Consider the following 19,363-nt stretch of genomic DNA (forward strand, 5'->3'; position numbering starts at 1 on the left):
TTTTACAGTGTTACTGAAAATGGCCTTTTCATACAGATGATTACCACTATTACTAATACAGATGATGTGGTTAAAAAAAATGTTTATTTTATGCACAATGTTGACCCAGATAACAATGTAACACTTTCAGATAACTATGAAACCAACCTTAAAATAATAAGTCAGTCAACTGTAGGAAACAATATTAGTTTAGTTACCTCTAATCAACCAGCTGTAGGGGGTATAAAAGATCAAGATGGCTCTAATGTAAGTCTTTATTCTGATGACCCTAGAGCTAAAGTAAGTTTTGGAGGTTTTAGCAATAGAAATGCTAGTGACATATGGAATGGTATATCTGTAACTAATACGGTTGGGGCTAGCTTGTATGATGATTATGCAATGTCAATAGCTTTTAATATAGGTGATATTTCTCCAAAAGAAACTAAAACATTTGTCTACTATTATATTCTAAAAGAAATTGACAAAACTTTCACACCTTTAATTATAAATATAATACCCTCAAACCCAACTGAATGTAATAAAAGTGATGGTTCTTTACTTTTTTCAGGCTTAGAAGCTAATGAAAGTTATAATATAAGTTATACTGAAAATGGTATACTTATACCAGAAGCCACTTATACTGCTGATAATATAGGAAATATTGAATTCACAAACCTAAGAGAAGCTAGCTATTCCGATTTTAAAATATCATTTAACGGTTGTGTTACTAGCCTAAAAACAACTCACACATTAAGCCCACCTATTAAACCTTTAAATCCTGTTTTTTCTTCTATACCTCCTTCTAATTGTGATGGGAATAATGGTGAAATTATAATCTCGGGATTAGTACCTGGAGAAGAAACCCTGGTTAACTATAAAATAGATGGAATAAACATACCAACAGCTAAATATACTCCTAATGATGAAGGCAAAATAAGTATTGGTGATTTAAAAAATGCGGTTATATCTGATTTTTATTTGGCTTACACCTCTAACTCTTGTCCCAAAACACCTTCTGATCGTATTGTATTAAATGGTACATTCCCATATACAACAACTAAAATCCCTGATCAATTTTTCTGTGATGAAGACTTTGATTACAAAACGAATATACAGCTGAAACTATTTGACCAAATAACATTAGGCACTTTACCTAAAACTGATTATTCTGTAACTTATCATTCTTCAAGTGATAATGCCATTAATAATATTCCCCTTGATAAAGACAATTATATAACTACTGGTATTCAGTCCTATGATATTTTTGCTAAAATCACCAACAACGACTCTAAATGTTATAAACTAGAACGTTTTAAAATTACAGTTAATATTCCTGCTGATTTTAATATAAGAGATGATTTTTTATGTAAAGTAACAGATACAAACTTTTATGTTCCTGAAATAAATACGTATTTAGATAATAAAAAACACATCTTTGAATGGTCTTTAAATAATAGACCTTTAGGCATAAATTCTCCTAATTTAAAAATAAATCAAGCTGGTGATTATAAGGTTAAAGTCACAACCATATCATCTGGTTGTTCAATTATCAAAGAAGCTAGGATTATCCCATCAGGAGAACCTGACAAGGTAGAGTTAATTTTAAACTCTGAATTATTCGCTAACAATCATGTTGTAACAGTAAAAACATCTGGAAGAGGAAACTACTTATATAGATTAAATGATGGAGCTTATCAAAAAAGTAACATTTTTGAAAATGTTCCTGCAGGTCAAAACATTTTTTACGTTTTAGACGAAAATGGATGTGGAGAAGTTAATAATAGCATAACAATTATAGATTATCCTCGTTTTTTTACCCCCAATGAAGATGGTCATAACGATCTATGGCAAATTATAGGCATCGATGAGTTAAAAAACCCTAGAATTCAAATATTTGATAGATTTGGTAAGCCTTTAAGCATACTCACTAAACAAGATAAAGGTTGGAATGGAATTTATAATGGAAGAAAGCTTCCGAAAAATGATTATTGGTTTGTTTTATTCTTCACAGACAAAGATGGAGCTACACAACAATTTAAAGCTCACTTCTCTTTACTGTATTAACTTACCACTTTTACATTTTATCTTTTCAAATGCACTTTAGCATCTTTTGGATTATTAATAGCAAACTCTACAAAAACCTTCATCTTAAAATTAAGATGAGTCAATAGGAGAAATTACACCACCTCTATTTGAAACCAACTTATAAGTTAAATATTCATTACCTTCAAAAAAATAGCTGACAGCTATTCGCTGTTGAAATAACCCATGTCCTAAGTGATACATTGTAGCCTTTTTTACATTTCCCTTTACAGTTGAAGTTTCCAAACCTACAAATTGAAAATAACCTGTAAAAAATAAGTACGTGACAAAAACACCACCTATTATAGCTTTTAACCCTATGAATACTTTAATAACAGTGTTTCTTTTTTCTTTTTGAATTATTTTTTTCCAATACACTCTTGAATCCTCTTTCATTTTAAAAAAGCTACATCAGTTCACCAAAGAAAATCGCATTCATTAATAATTTATTGGTTCCGTACCAAAACGCCCTAAAATTGGTATTATCAGTAAATCCAATTATTTTTCCAGTTCCATACCTCTGTACTTTAAAAGGTACCGTATTTTTTAAAGCTTTTAGGTTTTCCTTTGAAACATAACCGCTTAACAAAGGAGCATTTGTATATTGAATTGGATTATTAAAACTTTTTTTATCAGCTTTCATAAATAGGGTTGTATTTCTAAACATAGCTATTTTATCATTTTTATACCCAAAATTTATAGGATGTGAACGATCAAGTTTAGCTTCAAAAATAGCACCGCCAATTACCTGAGCGCCAGATAACATTTTTTTACTTTCGAAAGAAACATCTTTAACTGTAGTCGATTCAGGCTTATTAAACACTACCTTAAGTAAACCATTCTCAGCAAGCATCTTTACTGCATTTCTATACCCTATTAATATACCTCCGTTTCTTACCCAAATTTTTAACTTCTGTAATGTTGTACTACTTAAACTAGAACTATTTGGTATAATAATAGTAGTGTATCTAGACAAGTCAATCTTAGATAAATAATTTGTATCTAACTTGGTTACCTTTGTATGATAACGTTGATCTAATAAATGCCATATTTCACCAGCATCATAACTAGTTATTCCATTTCCGACCAACATTGCTATTTTCGGATTCTTTATTATTTTAAAGTTCCTACTACCTAAATCAGCTCCATTATTAAGACCGCTAGAAACACCTGCTATTCTTACATTAGAAGATTCAGCTACTTGTTCTAGAAACTTAAACAAGTTAACACTAGATAATTTTTGATTTTGAGTAGGAATAAAAATTGTTCCATAATCATATGTTTTTCCTCCATTGGTAAATTCCTTCATCCCAACCTTAGCTCTAATTCCTTTGGATAATATTTTATGTAATGCCTTCGGAGTATAATATTCATTCCATCCCATTAAATAACCTACTTCACTTCTCTCTATGACTCTCCCTTTCTTTTTTTCTATAGTTACCACTTCTTTCCCTAAGAGTTTAAGGGATTGTTCTTTTATTAAATCAACACCAAAAGCATGATTAAATGTCCAAGCAGAAACATCATAAAACAAGCTGTCTTTAAATGTTTTTCTTACATCAAAAATTGCTTCAATTAATCGTTTATTTTTCTGATTCATTGGTACTACATAACTATAACCTACTTTAAATTTTTTCCCATTTCTTTTTACATCTTGTGCTAATTCGTGTATTTTTATTTGATGTCTTTTTAAAACTGTAGCTAAATGATTTGTTTTAGCTGCATTTTTTTCATCACCAAAAACAAGTACTTCATTTTTAGCTTCTTTTCTTGATCCGTAATAAAAGTTTTGTTGATATTTTAAAATTTTAACACGCATTTTCTGAGCAGCTTCTAATGTAGATAATGCTGCCGTAAACTGATTTCTAATCGTAAATGGAAACGTTAAAATTCCATTATCACTTTCCTGCGCGTGTCCTCTTGAACTCCCTTGCTCAAATAAAATTCCAATACTTCCATTAATATCTGGAAAAGTTGAACCTTTTCCATAATAAAAGTCATCATAATCTTCTTCTGAGTAATATAACGAACCTATTTTATCAAAAGCTTTTGCATGATACGTTCCTATTTCTTTTGTCAGCTCTTGATTTAACTTTGGAGTTAATTGATTTGTCCTTGTTGGTATTCCTGGTTGAAAAAAGAAAGTAGAATTAGTTCCCATTTCATGATGATCTGTTAAAATATTAGGTAGCCATTCGTGAAAAGTTTTTATTCTTGCTTGACTTTCTGGTAACTGAACAGGTAACCAATCTCTATTCATATCAAACCAATAATGGTTAGTTCTTCCTCCTGGCCATACTTCATGGTATTCTCTATCATTAGGATCTGGATTAATAATAGTAGCCTTATTAGTATTTGCCCAATATGCAAAACGTTGAAGTCCATCAGGGTTTAAACAAGAATCAAATAAAATAACCGTATTTCTCAACAGCTCTTCTATTTCATTTCCTTCAGCAGCAGCTAAATAATAGGCTAAAGCCAATGCCGCATTAGACCCACTAGCTTCATTTCCATGAATAGAGAAACCTTGATACACTACAATTGGCAAATTTGAAACATTTATTGATGTATTATTGGTCGCCTCAATATGTTCTTTTCGTATACTTTCAATATTCTGATGATTTATAGGACTTGTTATTTTCAACAACAACAAAGGTCTTCCTTCAAATGTTTTTCCTCGTTCTTCTAAAGTAATTCTATCAGATTTTTCTGCCAGCACTTTCATATACATCACAAGCTTATCATGTGTAATATGCCACTCACCTACTTCATGTCCTATCACAGATTTAGGAGTTGGAATACTTTTATTATAACTTACACTGGTAGGTAAATAATAAGATAAGTCAACTTTGTTCTGTGAAAATGTAATTTTAGAAATCAATAAAAGTATAAGTAGTACCTTTTTCATGTTTGATATTAGTTTGATAGAAAAGCAAATATACCAATGATAGACTTGATTTAACTAACTATTTAAAATTTTAAGCACTTTTAAGAAAGAAAAAAAACAATACTATATTAACTCTAACATTACTTTAACATTTTTTTTCATGTTAAAATCATAGGCTAATTTTATTTTTATCTAATCAAATTTGATAAGATAAACTATGGAATCTGTTCCGCATTTCTCAACCTCTGATTTTAAGTCTCAGTTTTTTACCAATACTAAAAATCCCGATCTTTTATTTAGGGAAGATGCTGATAATTTTTTCATTGCACCTTTTAAAGCATTTAAAAACCTTATGCTATTACCAGTTCCATTTTATAGACGTTCAATTACACAAGTATATCTTGTTACTAAAGGAGAGATGAAAAAAAAATGTAACTTAAATCAAGTAACCATAAAAAAAGGACAAGCACATATATGGTTACAAGATCAAATTGCTGCGGTAGATTACTTTTCAGATGATATAGAAGGCTTCTATTGTCATTTTAACATTGATTTTTTAATACAGTCAAAATTCACAACTAAAGTCATGCAAGATTTTTTACCATTAAATAATTTCATGGAATCAAATGCCATTACATTAGATGCTGATGCTATTGCAACCATGACTAGTAGTTTAAAAAGAATGCATTATTCTTATTTACATGACTATTCACCTAAAAAAATACGAGCCTATTTATTAAGTGTTTTGTATGAAATAAACGACCAACTTCCACATCAACCTATCGAAAAAAATGTTATAAACAGACAAACCAAATTGGTTAATGACTTTAAACAACTACTGATGGATTATAATACTAAGGAACAAAGTATTACTTTTTATGCTTCTAAGCTAGGAGTTTCTCCTAACCATCTAAATAAAACAGTAAAACAGTTTACAGGAAAAAGTACTAAAATGTGGATGAATGAAAGTCTTATAATGGGAGCAAAAGTGCTTTTAAAACAATCTAACCTTAGTATTCAAGAAATTGGCTATACTTTAGGTTTTACTGACCCTTCTTATTTTACTCGATTTTTTAAAAAACATACTGGTAAATCTCCTTCTGTATTTGTTAACGAAAAATAGTTGGATTGATTTTTACCATTTTTAGATTGATTTGTAAAATTACACCTCTTTTTTTACAAATAAATTTGCCTTTATAATGTAAGTTTTGTTATAAACTAGCATCACTATCTCCCTTCCTTTATCTAGCTCAAATATTGGGTTACTAATAATCAAAAACCAATTTATTATGAATAATAAATTAGGCTCTTTACGCCTATCATTTTACAATACACTCTACCTATAATAGGTAAAAAACAACTATATACAAAACCATATACCTAAATCATGAAACTACTACAAAATATACCCCTAATCTTTTTTACTATTATACTAATCAACTGTTCTGACAGCAATAATACACCTGCAAATAACAATGATAACTCAAACAACTATAACGTAACATTAACACCTATTAAAACTCCTAGCAACCTACCTCTGAATCGTATTCAGTTTATAGACGCTAAGAATGGTTTTATAGTAGCTGGTAAAGTATATCCTGACAAAAATAGTGAGATCCTTAAAACTACAGATGGTGGAAATACTTGGATTAAAGTTTATGAAAACAATGAACTTTTAATCAATGATATTTCTATAAAAAATAAAAATGAAATTTATTGCGTTGCTGGTAATGGCACTATCCTATCTTCAATAAACGGTGGTACAACATGGTCAGTTAATTCCGATTTTAAAAATAAAGGATACTACATGAATGCTATTAAGTTTACTAAAAACAATGAAGCTTATATTGTAGGATCAAAAAATAATACAGCTAAAGGATTTATTTTAAAAACTACCAACAATGGACTAACATGGTTAGACCTTGAAAAAGAGAATACAAATCCTGACCTTAATTTTAACAAGGTTCTAGAAAACAATTCATTTACTTCTATTCATTATTTCCCTCCTACTAACACTTTAGTCTTTTCGGGTGGTACTTGGACTAATGGTAAAATAACTATTAGACAAAATGATTTTTGGGATGTTGCTAAATTAAATGAATCTGCTAAATTTATGGATGTAGTCATTAAAAACAACTTCCTTTTAACCGTAGGAAATAATGGTATCACAAATGCAACTACTGAAAAAGGCGCTATGCATAGCTATAACTCTGACACTAAAATTTGGCAGAAAATTGATTATAAAGCAGATAATAAATTGACTGCCGTAACTATGGAAGAAAACACAATTATTACTGTAGGAAGGAATAAATCTAACAACTTATCTGAAGGAGAGTTTATCTCAATCTCAAAAGACCAAGGAAAAACATGGCATAGAATTGCACATGAATATGTTACTGCTGGATGGAATGATATTACTTCTTTAGATATACATACTTTTTACGCTGTTGGCTACAACGGATTATTAGTTAAAATAGCACTTATACCAATTAATCAATAAAATACTTTGTATTGGTAACTCAATACTAATAAACTACCCCAATGTAAGGAATAGGGAAATTAACCCCTTGACTATCGCCCTTGCTATTAAAAAGTTTGTTTTCCTCTTAAAATTTCACAACCTATAAAGTAAACTTAAAATGCAAAAACACTATTACTACTTTTTACTCCTATTATCCATAACAACTTTTAGTATAGCACAAAATGTAAACATTCCAGATGCTAACTTTAAAAACTATTTAGTCAACAACCACAACATAAACACAAATAAAGATAGTGAAATACAAATATCAGAAGCTCAAAATTATAGAAATGCGTTAGTATGTATTAAATGTAACATTACTAACTTAAAAGGAATAGAAGCTTTTAAAAATATAATTGCCATAAACTTTAACGATAACCTTTTAATTAATCACACCGTTGATTTAAGTGATAACAAAAAACTACAACTGACAAATTTGAGTAATAATCTATTAACCCAATTAGACGTATCCATGTTAGATAAATTGGAATACTTAGATTGTTCTTCAAACAGCTTAACAAGTTTAAAATTACCTCAACAGTTAGAAGGGCTTAAATGTGACAACAATCTTTTAAATACCTATTTTAACAATATACAAGAGCTTGAAAACTTACTTTATTTAGACGCAAATTACAATAGATTTATAACATTAGACCTATCAAAAAACAAAAAACTAAAACAACTATATTTAAAGGGAAATAGATTAACTTCTTTAAACATTGCTAATGGAAATAATCATAATTTTTCAACCATTGTAGATGAATATAATGGAGTTGTTTTTGATGCTTCTCTTAACAATATTGATAAATCAAGAGCCATTAACATAGATACTAGTTTCTGCCCTCCTAATGATGGAAGTTGGCTTAAGGATAATTATACTGAATACAGTGAAAAATGTACGCTTTCTTCATATGAGTATACCTTAAAAAATAGAATTGAAATACACCCTACTATTACTACCGATAAATTACACATCAACACTAATGAAACCATACATAATATTGAAATCAACAATAGTAACGGGCAAACTCTATCTGTAAAGCTAAATAAAAATACAGTTGACACAAGTTATTTGTCATCTGGAATTTATTTTTTAAAAATAAAAGTAAACAACCAATACATTATTAAAAAGTTCATCAAACAATAACCCACATTTATAAAATTTAAACCAAAAATTTAAATGAACAAGCACATCTACTTTATCCTATCCCTTTTTATAACCACTTCTATAAATACCCTAAAAGCAAATGAAATAGTAAGCATTCCTGACACTAATTTCAAAAACTATTTATTATCCAATACACTAATAAACTCAAATGGAGATAATGAAATACAACTTTCCGAAGCTCAAAGTTATGGTGGAGGTATTTCATGTCCAGATAAAAAAATAATTTCCCTAAAAGGCATTGAAGCTTTTGTAAAACTTCAAGTTTTAAATGTTAGTAATAACTTACTAACTAAAGAAAATGTAAATCTTAGTAACAATAAAAAGTTAAGGTTTATAAAAATTAACAACAATCTTCTTACTGAATTAGATGTTTCTATGCTACCTAGACTATCATATTTAGATTGTTCTATAAATTTAATAGCCAACTTAAAGCTCCCTTTGCAGATAGGCCGCTTAAAATGTAATGACAATTTATTAAATGAAAACCGTATTAATTTAAAAGAACTTAATCAACTAGAATATCTAGACGCTAATCGTAATCAATTTACCTCATTAGATTTATCAAGCAACTCCAAGTTATCTCAACTCTATCTAAAAGAAAACAGGTTAATATTCTTAACTATTAAAAACGGAAATAATGTTAATTTTTCCGCTAAAGTTGGTGGCTATTTTGGAATTGTTTTCGATGTAAGATATAATTCAGGCACTTTCCCTTTAATAAAAGTTGACGATGGTTTTTGCCCTTTAAACAGTAATAAGTGGTTAAAAGATAATAATACTAATTATAGTGGATGTACACTTTCTACTAAAGAATTTATTTCTCAAAAACCGTTAACCCTATTCCCTACAATAGCTACTGAAAAGATTACTTTAAAAACAACAGAAAATATAGAAGAAATTCAACTTTATAATAGTAACGGGCAAAACATTCCTGCAACTTTAGATGATCAAAGTATAAATACATCTAACTTATCTTCAGGCATGTATTTCCTAAAAATACAACTCCCAAATAAACAAATTACTAAAAAATTCATAAAGCAATAGTAACTCTGTTTATTATTCCTTTTCTAACATAAACTTACTCGTAATAAACTAATCCTTTTTTACGAGTTTTTTTATGAATCTTCCTTATTAACTCACCAATATCTAGTAGGAATATATTTTTAACACTCTGGACAAAAAAAATACTAAAAATCAAAAACTTACCCCTAAAGTATCAAGTAATTGAAAAGAATATTTTCAAAAAAACAATCTTCTTTAAAACTTTTTACAACTTCCAAGGTCTAAGTGTATAGATAACTTAAAATTGAAATAGTATGAATGTAAAAGTTTTGTTTTTAGCAGTAAGTTTTGCTTTTAGTGGATTAGCATATAGTCAAAATACTCCTAGAGTTGATAAAAGACAAAAAAAGCAAAAAACTCGAATAGTTAACGGCGTAAAAAGTGGTGAATTAACCAAAAAAGAAACCAAACAATTAGCTAAGCAACAAGCTAAAGTACGTAAAATGGAAAAAAGAGCTAAAAAAGATGGTAAAGTTACCGTTAAAGAAAGAGCTCGTTTGCAAAAGGCTCAAAACAGAGCTAGCAGAAATATTAAACGTAAAAAAAATAATAATATAAGCAGATAGTTCATAGACCGAGATGGATAGGTAAATTTTCTAGTTACTAATTATTTGCCTACCATCTTTTTTTAGTTTATTCAATAACTACATACATTAACAATAGTTAGACTCAAAAAACTCATAAATACTGGAGTCCTCCCTCCAATAGAAGAAGAATGAGAAATAAAAAAGGTTGTTAAAAAACAACCTTTTTTCCTATATAACTATTTGATATTTGATGTGAAACAATAATTATTTTATTGCAACTTCATATCCGTACTTTCAAAGATTTTATCTGCTGAACCAGCAATAAAACCAGAATATAACTCACCGCTTTTCATTGGATGACGGAAAGCAAATTCATAATAACAAGAAGTAATTTCTTTAGTAGTTTCCTGAAATGCTACAGGAATACGATCAGCCAATACACTTGATTGCTCTAAAAACTGCTCTGGAGTTCCTTTAATTTCCCCCCCAGAAGTATTCATTTTATAACCATTATCTTTTAAAAATGTATTTACTTCTTGTAAAGAGTTAAATGTATCTAATTTATTAACATCTACTGTAAAGTGGTTAGAACAAAAACCATTTACATATAACCAAGCTGCATATTCACTTTCTTTTTGTAACTTCTCATATACCTCAAAACTTGGTTGCTCCCATAAACGTCCTTTAAAAACTAACGTAGCAGCATCTAAATCTTCTTTAGATAAACCATCCATCAATCGTTTAACAGTTGCCTGTAAATCTTCTGAAAACTCCTTCGTCTTTAACTGACTAATAAACACTCTAGGAGCATTTTTATCTGTTTTATGCTCAAAATGCTTTGCATATAATTTTTTAGCTTCAAAAACATAATCTCCTTTTTCTTCATAACCAGCCTCTATAAAAGGAGTAGCTAACACCTCTATATTTACACGCTCATCATCAAAGGTTCTAAATGCAACATGATCATTATATACTTCATTTCCTTTATTTATAAATAAATCTTTAATCTTTTGGGCAGAAGGAGTACGCTCAGTGTACTCTTTCCATAACTTATCGAATATTTGTGCTGTATCCATGGTTAAAATTTTCAGTAAAAATAAATCATATTACTTTCAAAAACATCTTTTTATAAGTAATTTTACACTTTACAAAGGTATTTTATATCAAATATACTTTTAAAATAACAAAAAACAAAAATTTGATTTTCATTCACTATAAATTTACCTCATGGATAATCAATTTGACTATATAGACCAACAAATATTGTCAAAACTACGTTTAGACGCTAGAAAAGCCTATTCTCAAATAGCTGAAGAACTTAATGTTTCTAATTCTTTAATACATCAAAGAATAAAAAAACTAAGTAATGAAGGCGTGATAAAAAATGCCGAATTTGTACTTGATGAAAAAAAACTAGGTTACAAAACAAAATCCTACACGGGCATTAGACTACGTGAAGCTAGGTTTGCTAAAAGTGTGATGGAAGAATTAAAAAAGATTGATGAAATAACTGAATGTAATTTTGTTTCTGGTAACTATGCTATTTTTATTTTAATTTTTGCCCGAGACAATGAACATTTACAAAAAATACTATACGATAAAGTTCATTTAATAAATGGAGTAGCCGGAACTGATACTTTTATTTGTTTTGACACTTGTTTTAAACGAAATGTTTTAATTGACTAATTATGAAAAATAACGCTGCTATTTTATGGACTGGTGGTAAAGACTGTGCTTTGGCTTTTTTAAAAGGTTTAGAAGCCAATTACATAATAACACATCTAGTAACTTTTGCCCCAGAAAAAGCTAGTTTCAAAGCCCATAATTTATCATTAATACAAGAACAAGTTAAAGCAATAGGTTTACCTCATCTACTATTAACTGTTAAACCACCTATGCAAGAAAGTTATGAAAATCAAATTGCTTTCTTAAAAAAAGAATACCAAATCAACGCCTTAATTACTGGTGATATTGATGAGATTGAAAATCATGACCATTGGATAGAAAAATGTAGTGAAAAATCAGGGATGCTTGTTTACAATCCGCTATGGAAAAAGCCTAGAACTTATTTATTAGAACAACTCATAAAAAATAAATTTCATGTTATTTTTTCATTAGTTAAAAAACCTTTTTTCACAAAAGAATGGGTTGGTAAAGAACTAAATAAAGAAACAATAACGGAATTAAAAAAATTAAATATAGATATTTGCGGAGAAAATGGAGAATACCATAGCATGGTATTAAATACTCCTTATTTTAAAAAACCTATAACAAAAGAGTTTTCAGAAGTTATAGAAACAGATGCCTATTATTATCTAGACATTCAACCTTCTAACCCTAAAGGTTAACCAAATGATACAAAAAGAACAACTTACAACTTTAGCACAACAACTAACTGGAGAGTTATTATTTGATGACTTGCACAAAAACATTTATGCTACAGATGCTTCTGTATATCGTAAAATACCTTTAGCAGTTGCTTTTCCTAAAAACAAAGAAGACATTCAGCAACTTATTTCTTTTGCTGCTAAAAACAACACCACCTTAATTCCACGAACAGCTGGAACTTCTCTCGCAGGACAATGTGTTGGTGATGGGATTGTGGTAGATGTTTCTAAACATTTTACCAACTTATTAGCTTTTGACGAAGCTAACAAAACCATTACTGTTGAGCCAGGAATTATTAGAGATGACTTGAATCGTTTTTTAAAACCCTATGGTTTATTCTTTGGCCCTAATACCTCAACTTCAAATCGCTGTATGATTGGTGGTATGGTAGGTAATAATTCTTCTGGTAGTACCTCTATTAGGTATGGAGTAACTAGAGATAAAGTTTTAGCAATAGAAGGTTTGTTAAGTGATGGTAGTGAGGTTACTTTTAAAGAAGTTTCTTCTCAAGAATTTAAACAAAAACGATTAGAAGACTCTTTAGAAGGAAAAATATACAAAGCTATTTACAATGAACTTTCTCAAGAAAACATACAACAAGAAATAAAAAAAGAATTTCCTAAAGAAAGTATTCATAGAAGAAATACTGGATATGCGGTAGATGAGTTTTTACATGCTGATTTATTTGGCGGAACGGAAACCGTAATTAATCCAGCAAAATTTTTATCAGGTAGTGAAGGAACCTTAGTCTTTTCAACAGCTATAACGATACAGTTAGACGACTTACCTCCTAGCAAAAGCATTATGGTTTGTCCACATTTCACCAGTGTAAATGAAAGCCTTAAAGCTACGGTTACAGCTATGAAGCACAATTTATACACTTGTGAGTTGATGGATAAGGTTATTTTAGATTGTACAAAAAATAACCGTGAACAAGTAAAAAACCGATTTTTTTTACAAGGTGATCCTGAAGCTGTTTTAATGTTAGAAGTAAGTGCTGAAACTATAGAGGAAGCAGAAGCTTTAGCTGATGAATTAATTAAAGATTTAAAACAAAACAATTTTGGGTACCATCACCCAAAAGTATATGGAGAAGACATTGGTAAAGTTCACTATTTACGTAAAGCCGGTTTAGGTTTATTAGGCAATATAGTAGGTGATAAAAAAGCAGTAGCCTGTATTGAAGATACAGCTGTGGCACTAGAAGATTTACCTGAATACATAGAGGAATTCACACAAATAATGACCAAATACAATCAGGATGCGGTTTATTATGCACATGCTGGTGCTGGAGAATTACATTTACGCCCTATCCTAAATCTTAAAAAACAAGAAGATGTTGTTTTATTTAGAAAAATTACCACAGAAACAGCTGAACTTGTAAAAAAATACAAAGGCTCTTTTAGCGGTGAACATGGTGACGGGATTGTACGTGCGGAATTTATTCCTTTAATGATTGGTGATAATAACTACCAACTATTAAGACGTATAAAAAAGGCTTTTGACCCTAATAATGTTTTTAACAAAGGTAAAATTACAGATGCCTTTGCGATGGATAAAAATTTACGTTATGAAATTGATAGAAAAGAACCTGAAATTAAAACCATTCAAGATTTTTCTGATAGTGAAGGAATTTTAAAACTAGCTGAAAAATGTAATGGCTCTGGTGATTGTAGAAAATCTCCTGAAGCTGGAGGTACTTTATGTCCTAGCTACCGTGCTACTCGTAACGAAACAGAAACCACAAGAGCTAGAGCAAATACTTTGAGAGAAGTACTTACCAACAATACTGCTAAAAACAAATTTGATTCTAAAGAGTTAAAAAAAGTTTTAGACCTATGTTTAAGCTGTAAAGCCTGCGCTAGTGAATGTCCTAGTAATGTAGATATTGCTTCTATGAAAGCCGAATTTCTATACCAATACCAAGAAACAAATGGGTATTCTTTTAGAAGTAAGTTATTTGCCAACAACGCTAAATACAATAAACTAGGAAGTAAAATTCCAATACTTACCAACTTTTTTACCAACACTCTCATTGCTAAAAAAATAATGGGAGTAGCTACAGAACGTACTGTTCCAAAACTATCTAAACAACCTTTAGATGCTTGGTTAAAAAAACATTCACCTAAAAAGAGTGCTAAAGCTGTGTATTTATTTAACGATGAATTCACAAATTTTTACGACACAGAAATAGGGAAAGACACTGTGTTTGTATTAGAAAAGTTAGGATATGAAGTAAAAAACGTAAAACACGAAGAAAGTGGGCGTAGTTACATATCAAAAGGTTTCTTAAAAGAAGCTAAGGAAATAGCCAATAAAAATGTGGCTACTTTTAAAAATTTAATTACCGAAGAAACACCTTTAATTGGTATTGAACCATCTGCTATACTAACTTTTAGAGATGAGTATATCCGATTAGCTGATGATAAATTAAATGCGCAATCTATAGCTAAAAACACATTTACTATAGAAGAGTTTTTAGCAAAAGAGCATAAAAACAACAATATTGACACCAACCTATTTACTTCTAACGCTAAAGAGTTAAAAATTCACGGACATTGTCACCAAAAAGCTTTATCAAGTACGCATGCCTCTTTTAGTATTTTAAACATTCCTAAAAACTATAAAGTAACCATTATGAATACTGGTTGTTGTGGTATGGCAGGGTCTTTTGGTTACGAAAAAGAACACTATAAAGTAAGTATGCAAGTAGGAGAAGACACCTTATTTTCTAAAATACGAAACTGTAGTACTACTACTGAAATAGCAGCAGCAGGCACAAGCTGTCGTCATCAAATTTATGACGGAACAAAACGAATTGCCAAACACCCAATCACTATTTTAAAAGAGGCCTTGTCATAAAAAATACTATTTTCTAATAATTCAAACAGCTTCATGTTATATGGAGCTGTTTACTTTTTACAGGCATTTAATTTAACTTCATAGACTAACAAAAATCACCCACCTAAAAATCAATTGATTATGTTTTTAATATTTCGTATTTTTAAGTGGTTAATAATTTAAAATAAACCTTATGTCTAAAAGTAAAATTATCTTAAACAATGCGCTTCTTATTTTTGGAGGTATTGTTGGATTCTTTTTCCTCATGAAGATTTTAGGACTGGATAATGTTTCAGAATTACGTTTGTTAAATTTTGTTTTTGTGCTTTGGGGTATTAACAAAGCTATAAAAACAAACATTACAGCAAACCAAGAATCATTATACATTAATAATTTTTCTATTGGAATTGGAACCTCTGCATTAGCTGTTGGACTTACCATTGTAGGACTCATCACTTATGTAGGTTTTATTGATAGCGGATTAATTACCGTACTTGAAAATTCGTCCTTTTGGGGACAAAACTTAAGTTTACCGTTAATTGTTTTTGCTTTAGCTATAGAAGGAGTGGCTTCTTCTGTAATCTGTTCATTTATTTTAATGCAGTATTATAAAAATTACAAAGTAACCAACACTTCCATTGCATAAAATGCTAAAAAATTAAAAGCCCTATGCATTATTGCATAGGGCTTTAACTACTAATTAACTTATTCTCTACTAATTATATTTAAGGGGTAATTTTCTCTTCTTTAGCCAATAAACCAAAGAACTTATCTAAATTAGGTAAAATAACTATTCTAGTTCTTCTGTTTCTTGCTCTATTTTCTCTAGTAGTGTTATCAACTAATGGCATAGAAGACCCTCTTCCTGACGCTATTAATCTACTTGCTTCTACTCCATATTTCTTCTCTAAAATACGTACAATAGAAGTCGCTCTTTTAACACTTAAATCCCAGTTATCTTGAATAACATTATTACTAATCGTTCTAGAATCCGTATGACCTTCAATCATTACATCCATACTTGGTTCAGACTTGATAATATCTGCTAACTTTTTAAGAATTTTATGCGCATTTCTATTTACTCGATAACTTGCTGTATTAAATAACATTTTATCTGAAACAGAAATCATTACTACTGTTTTATCGATATCTACATTTACATCATCAGAATTTTCCAAATCAGAAACATCAACCGATTGCTTTAATCTATGAGAAATAGCAACATTCATAGAATCCTTTAACGTTTTAGCTTCCGCTAACGCTGCTGGATCAACATTTGCCAATGTCTCACGCATTTTTTGCTTCATTGAATTAGATATCACTGTATTTCCAACCATATCTAATTTTACATCATTCTCTTTCTTTAAATCAGAGTTTAAATCTTTTAAAGAATTAATTTTCTCATTATAATTTTCTACCCTCTTCTCTATCTTAGCAAACTTAGCTTCCAATTCCTTTTTTTCAAAAGCTGTCTTTTGCAAAGTCCCTTTAGTATCATTGTACTTCTGTTCTAAAGCAACGTATTTCTTTTTTGAAACACATGAAGTTGCTAAAATTGCTACTGCCGCTAGTATTGTTAATCGTTTCATATTTTTATGAGTTTATGAATAAGTAAACTACAAATAGTTTATTTTAGTATATAGGCTATCAAAAAATAGATAAAATAATATCTTAATTAACTTATTAACTTAAGTATTTTCTTAGATTTTCTACAATCAAATTAATCGCTTTCACTTCCTTATAAACCTCATGAAACCCATCTATCATTTTTACAGAAACACCTAGTAAAACAAACCATTTTTCATTGGGTATAAAAGTATCTTTTGTTCCGTAAAGTAAATCTATATAACATGTTGGTTTGGCAACCTCATATCGTAATCTAGTAGATGATATACAACATAAATAATTTACATTTTTATTAATTAAAGCGTACTTCCAAGCAATAACTCCACCAACACTAAAAGCTAAAATGGAAATAGGTTTCCTTTCTTCTAGTTTCAATAAGTTTTTAACGGCAAGTTCAATTCCTCCATTTACAAATTGTGTATGCAACTTTTCTTCTTCATAAACACTAGTATTTATCTCTGCTAGCTCACATGAATCATAAAAAATAATATCGCATGTATCCGCTAATAGCTCTTTGTAATTTTTTACCCAATTTGCATTTTGCTTTCCCCATAAATCTGAAAGAATAATTAATCTTTTCTTCATAGCAACAATGTATTACTAAGCCTATTATAAAAACATTTATAAGCGATTAAAAACAGCATTTTCAAACCTTTTTTACAGTAAATTTAAAAATAGAAGAAAACACTAATTTTTAGGTAAAAACACCTCAGCCATCATACAACGTGCACTTCCTCCTCCACAGGTTTCAATAGTTTCTAAAGAACTATGAATTATTTCACAATGCTTTTCTATAGCTTTTAGTTGACTTACTGTTAGCGAATTATAAGCAGAAGCACTCATCACCAAATAACGCTCTTCATGCTCACCAACCACTTGTAACATATTCCCTGCAAATTGCACCACTTGATTTTCTGTAATTGCGATAACTTCCTTTCCGTCAGACTTTAAATGCTTTATAAGATTTTTTTTCTCTTTCTTATCATCAATAGCATCCAAACAAACCACTGCAAAAGTTTCAGCAACACACATCATTACATTGGTATGGTAAATAGCTTCTCTAGCATTAGCAACCGTTTGATTGGCTGTAAAAACAACAGGCGTATATTCAAAATCTTCACAAAACTCGATAAACAATTCCTCATCTGCTCTTGGCGACAAAGCACAATAGGCTTTTCTATTTGCCCTATCTAAAATCATACTTCCTGTTCCTTCTAAATAGACTTCCTCCTCTTCCGCTTCTGAGTAATCAACCACATTTTCTATAACAAATCCTTTTTCTTCTAAAATTTCTAACACATCCTCTCTCCTTTCCAAACGTCTGTTTTCTGCAAACATCGGATATACAGCAACATCACCATTCTCATGAAAAGAAATCCAGTTATTCGGAAATAATGCATCTGGTGTATCGGGTTCTTTAGTGTCTTCAACTACTACCACAACAACGCCAGCTGCTCTTAGTTTACCAACAAATACATCAAACTCTTCTTGTGCTTTCGCATTGATGCTAGCAGGCAACATAGTTCCTAAATTTTGTTGATAATAATTGTTTACAGCGGTTTGCTCGTTCATTCTAAAACTAGCTGGACGAACCATTAGTATAGTATTGGTAGTTTGTTTCACTTTTGTAATTTTAAACACATACGAAAGTAAGTATTTGTTTTATATCTTTAGCTTAGTCTTTAATTATTTATACCTACTAATAACATTATTCAATTTGTTTATGTCCTAAGTATTTTACTTTATGATGTTCTATATAATTTAAAATATCTTTGTCACCATACAAATGAACTCCCCCGATGCAAGTCATCTAAAAATTAAACCCTTCACTATCATGCTTACAATCAAATAAAAAACCATTTCTATTGCACACCTCAAATAAAAAATTATATTTGCAACGTAAACTTTAGGAGTAGCTAGGTAACTAGTTTGAGAAATATCCTTTGAACCTGAAATGGTTAACACCAGCGTAGGGAAAAGTAATAAAGCCATAAATACACAAGTAGTAATATGGTGTAAAACTACACAAGTATATTCTTCTTTAGTTTACTTTAAACATGTTAACATGATAACCATAAAAGTAAACGACACACAAAAAGAGTTTTCAGATACCACAACACTAGAAGGATTGATTAATAACCTACAAGTTAAAACCAATGGTATTGCCATTGCCGTTAACGGAAGTGTTGTAAAAAAAGACAACTGGAGCTCACAGCAACTACAAAACAACGATACCGTTTTAATTATCAAGTCAACCCAAGGAGGATAACAATACGAATACG

17 protein-coding genes and 1 riboswitch are annotated in these 19,363 nt (G+C 29.9%); of the genes, 11 read left to right on the top strand and 6 right to left on the bottom strand.

Annotated features, from left to right (window positions below):
* The first annotated feature begins 36 nt into the window (after positions 1-36).
* Entirely contained in the window at positions 37-2,043 is a 2,007-nt protein-coding gene (locus ABNT65_RS09620) for a T9SS type B sorting domain-containing protein (protein WP_348747767.1), read from the top strand.
* A gap of 90 nt (positions 2,044-2,133) precedes the next feature.
* Here ABNT65_RS09620 and ABNT65_RS09625 read toward each other — a convergent pair whose 3' ends face one another.
* Both ABNT65_RS09625 and ABNT65_RS09630 read right to left on the bottom strand, forming a co-directional pair.
* Positions 2,134-2,457, bottom strand: a complete 324-nt coding sequence (locus ABNT65_RS09625) for a hypothetical protein (RefSeq protein WP_348704402.1) — start codon at positions 2,455-2,457, stop codon at positions 2,134-2,136.
* 10 nt (positions 2,458-2,467) lie between these two features.
* A complete protein-coding gene (locus ABNT65_RS09630) occupies positions 2,468-4,969 on the bottom strand; it encodes a M14 family metallopeptidase (protein WP_348704401.1) in 2,502 nt (833 codons plus the stop codon).
* A 196-nt stretch (positions 4,970-5,165) separates the two neighbouring features.
* Here ABNT65_RS09630 and ABNT65_RS09635 point away from each other — a divergent pair, with 196 nt between their 5' ends.
* From ABNT65_RS09635 to ABNT65_RS09655, 5 genes are all read left to right on the top strand, one after another.
* Positions 5,166-6,071: a helix-turn-helix domain-containing protein gene (locus ABNT65_RS09635; protein WP_348704400.1), complete on the top strand. Its 906-nt coding sequence runs from the start codon at positions 5,166-5,168 to the stop codon at positions 6,069-6,071.
* 264 nt (positions 6,072-6,335) lie between these two features.
* On the top strand, positions 6,336-7,448 hold the full coding sequence (locus ABNT65_RS09640; protein WP_348704399.1) for a WD40/YVTN/BNR-like repeat-containing protein: 1,113 nt from the start codon (positions 6,336-6,338) through the stop codon (positions 7,446-7,448).
* 139 nt (positions 7,449-7,587) lie between these two features.
* The gene (locus ABNT65_RS09645) at positions 7,588-8,616 is read left to right on the top strand and encodes a T9SS type A sorting domain-containing protein (RefSeq protein WP_348704398.1); all 1,029 of its coding nucleotides are present in this window, start codon (positions 7,588-7,590) and stop codon (positions 8,614-8,616) included.
* A 33-nt stretch (positions 8,617-8,649) separates the two neighbouring features.
* Entirely contained in the window at positions 8,650-9,681 is a 1,032-nt protein-coding gene (locus ABNT65_RS09650; protein WP_348704397.1) for a T9SS type A sorting domain-containing protein, read from the top strand.
* 272 nt (positions 9,682-9,953) lie between these two features.
* Positions 9,954-10,265 carry a hypothetical protein gene (locus ABNT65_RS09655; protein WP_348704396.1) on the top strand — a complete coding sequence of 104 codons (312 nt, stop codon included), beginning with the start codon at positions 9,954-9,956 and terminating at the stop codon, positions 10,263-10,265.
* A gap of 230 nt (positions 10,266-10,495) precedes the next feature.
* Here ABNT65_RS09655 and ABNT65_RS09660 read toward each other — a convergent pair whose 3' ends face one another.
* Positions 10,496-11,302, bottom strand: coding sequence for a DUF1338 domain-containing protein (locus tag ABNT65_RS09660; RefSeq protein ID WP_348747768.1), 807 nt, complete (start codon positions 11,300-11,302; stop codon positions 10,496-10,498).
* A 151-nt stretch (positions 11,303-11,453) separates the two neighbouring features.
* On the opposite strand from ABNT65_RS09660, the gene ABNT65_RS09665 reads away from it, so the two are divergent.
* The 4 genes from ABNT65_RS09665 to ABNT65_RS09680 all read left to right on the top strand — a co-directional run bounded on the left by ABNT65_RS09665 (position 11,454) and on the right by ABNT65_RS09680 (position 16,101).
* Positions 11,454-11,912: an Lrp/AsnC ligand binding domain-containing protein gene (locus ABNT65_RS09665; RefSeq protein ID WP_348704394.1), complete on the top strand. Its 459-nt coding sequence runs from the start codon at positions 11,454-11,456 to the stop codon at positions 11,910-11,912.
* Between the two features lie 2 nt (positions 11,913-11,914).
* Positions 11,915-12,574 carry a diphthine--ammonia ligase gene (locus tag ABNT65_RS09670; RefSeq protein ID WP_348747769.1) on the top strand — a complete coding sequence of 220 codons (660 nt, stop codon included), beginning with the start codon at positions 11,915-11,917 and terminating at the stop codon, positions 12,572-12,574.
* A gap of 4 nt (positions 12,575-12,578) precedes the next feature.
* Positions 12,579-15,476, top strand: a complete 2,898-nt coding sequence (locus tag ABNT65_RS09675) for an FAD-binding and (Fe-S)-binding domain-containing protein (RefSeq protein ID WP_348704392.1) — start codon at positions 12,579-12,581, stop codon at positions 15,474-15,476.
* Positions 15,477-15,648: 172 nt separating this feature from the next.
* The gene (locus ABNT65_RS09680; RefSeq protein ID WP_348704391.1) at positions 15,649-16,101 is read left to right on the top strand and encodes a hypothetical protein; all 453 of its coding nucleotides are present in this window, start codon (positions 15,649-15,651) and stop codon (positions 16,099-16,101) included.
* A gap of 79 nt (positions 16,102-16,180) precedes the next feature.
* On the opposite strand, the gene ABNT65_RS09685 is transcribed toward ABNT65_RS09680, so the two are convergent.
* From ABNT65_RS09685 to ctlX, 3 genes are all read right to left on the bottom strand, one after another.
* Positions 16,181-17,044, bottom strand: coding sequence for a flagellar motor protein MotB (locus ABNT65_RS09685; RefSeq protein ID WP_348704390.1), 864 nt, complete (start codon positions 17,042-17,044; stop codon positions 16,181-16,183).
* 94 nt (positions 17,045-17,138) lie between these two features.
* Positions 17,139-17,666 carry an alpha/beta hydrolase gene (locus ABNT65_RS09690; protein ID WP_348704389.1) on the bottom strand — a complete coding sequence of 176 codons (528 nt, stop codon included), beginning with the start codon at positions 17,664-17,666 and terminating at the stop codon, positions 17,139-17,141.
* Positions 17,667-17,768: 102 nt separating this feature from the next.
* Positions 17,769-18,704: a citrulline utilization hydrolase CtlX gene (gene ctlX / locus ABNT65_RS09695; RefSeq protein ID WP_348704388.1), complete on the bottom strand. Its 936-nt coding sequence runs from the start codon at positions 18,702-18,704 to the stop codon at positions 17,769-17,771.
* Between the two features lie 275 nt (positions 18,705-18,979).
* Positions 18,980-19,074, top strand: a riboswitch (TPP riboswitch).
* A 72-nt stretch (positions 19,075-19,146) separates the two neighbouring features.
* Between ctlX and thiS the strand changes: the two genes are divergently transcribed.
* Positions 19,147-19,350, top strand: a complete 204-nt coding sequence (thiS, locus tag ABNT65_RS09700; protein ID WP_348704387.1) for a sulfur carrier protein ThiS — start codon at positions 19,147-19,149, stop codon at positions 19,348-19,350.
* Positions 19,351-19,363: the final 13 nt, after the last annotated feature.

The sequence above is a fragment of the Tenacibaculum sp. 190524A02b genome, assembly GCF_964036645.1.
GTDB lineage: Bacteria > Bacteroidota > Bacteroidia > Flavobacteriales > Flavobacteriaceae > Polaribacter > Polaribacter vairaonense.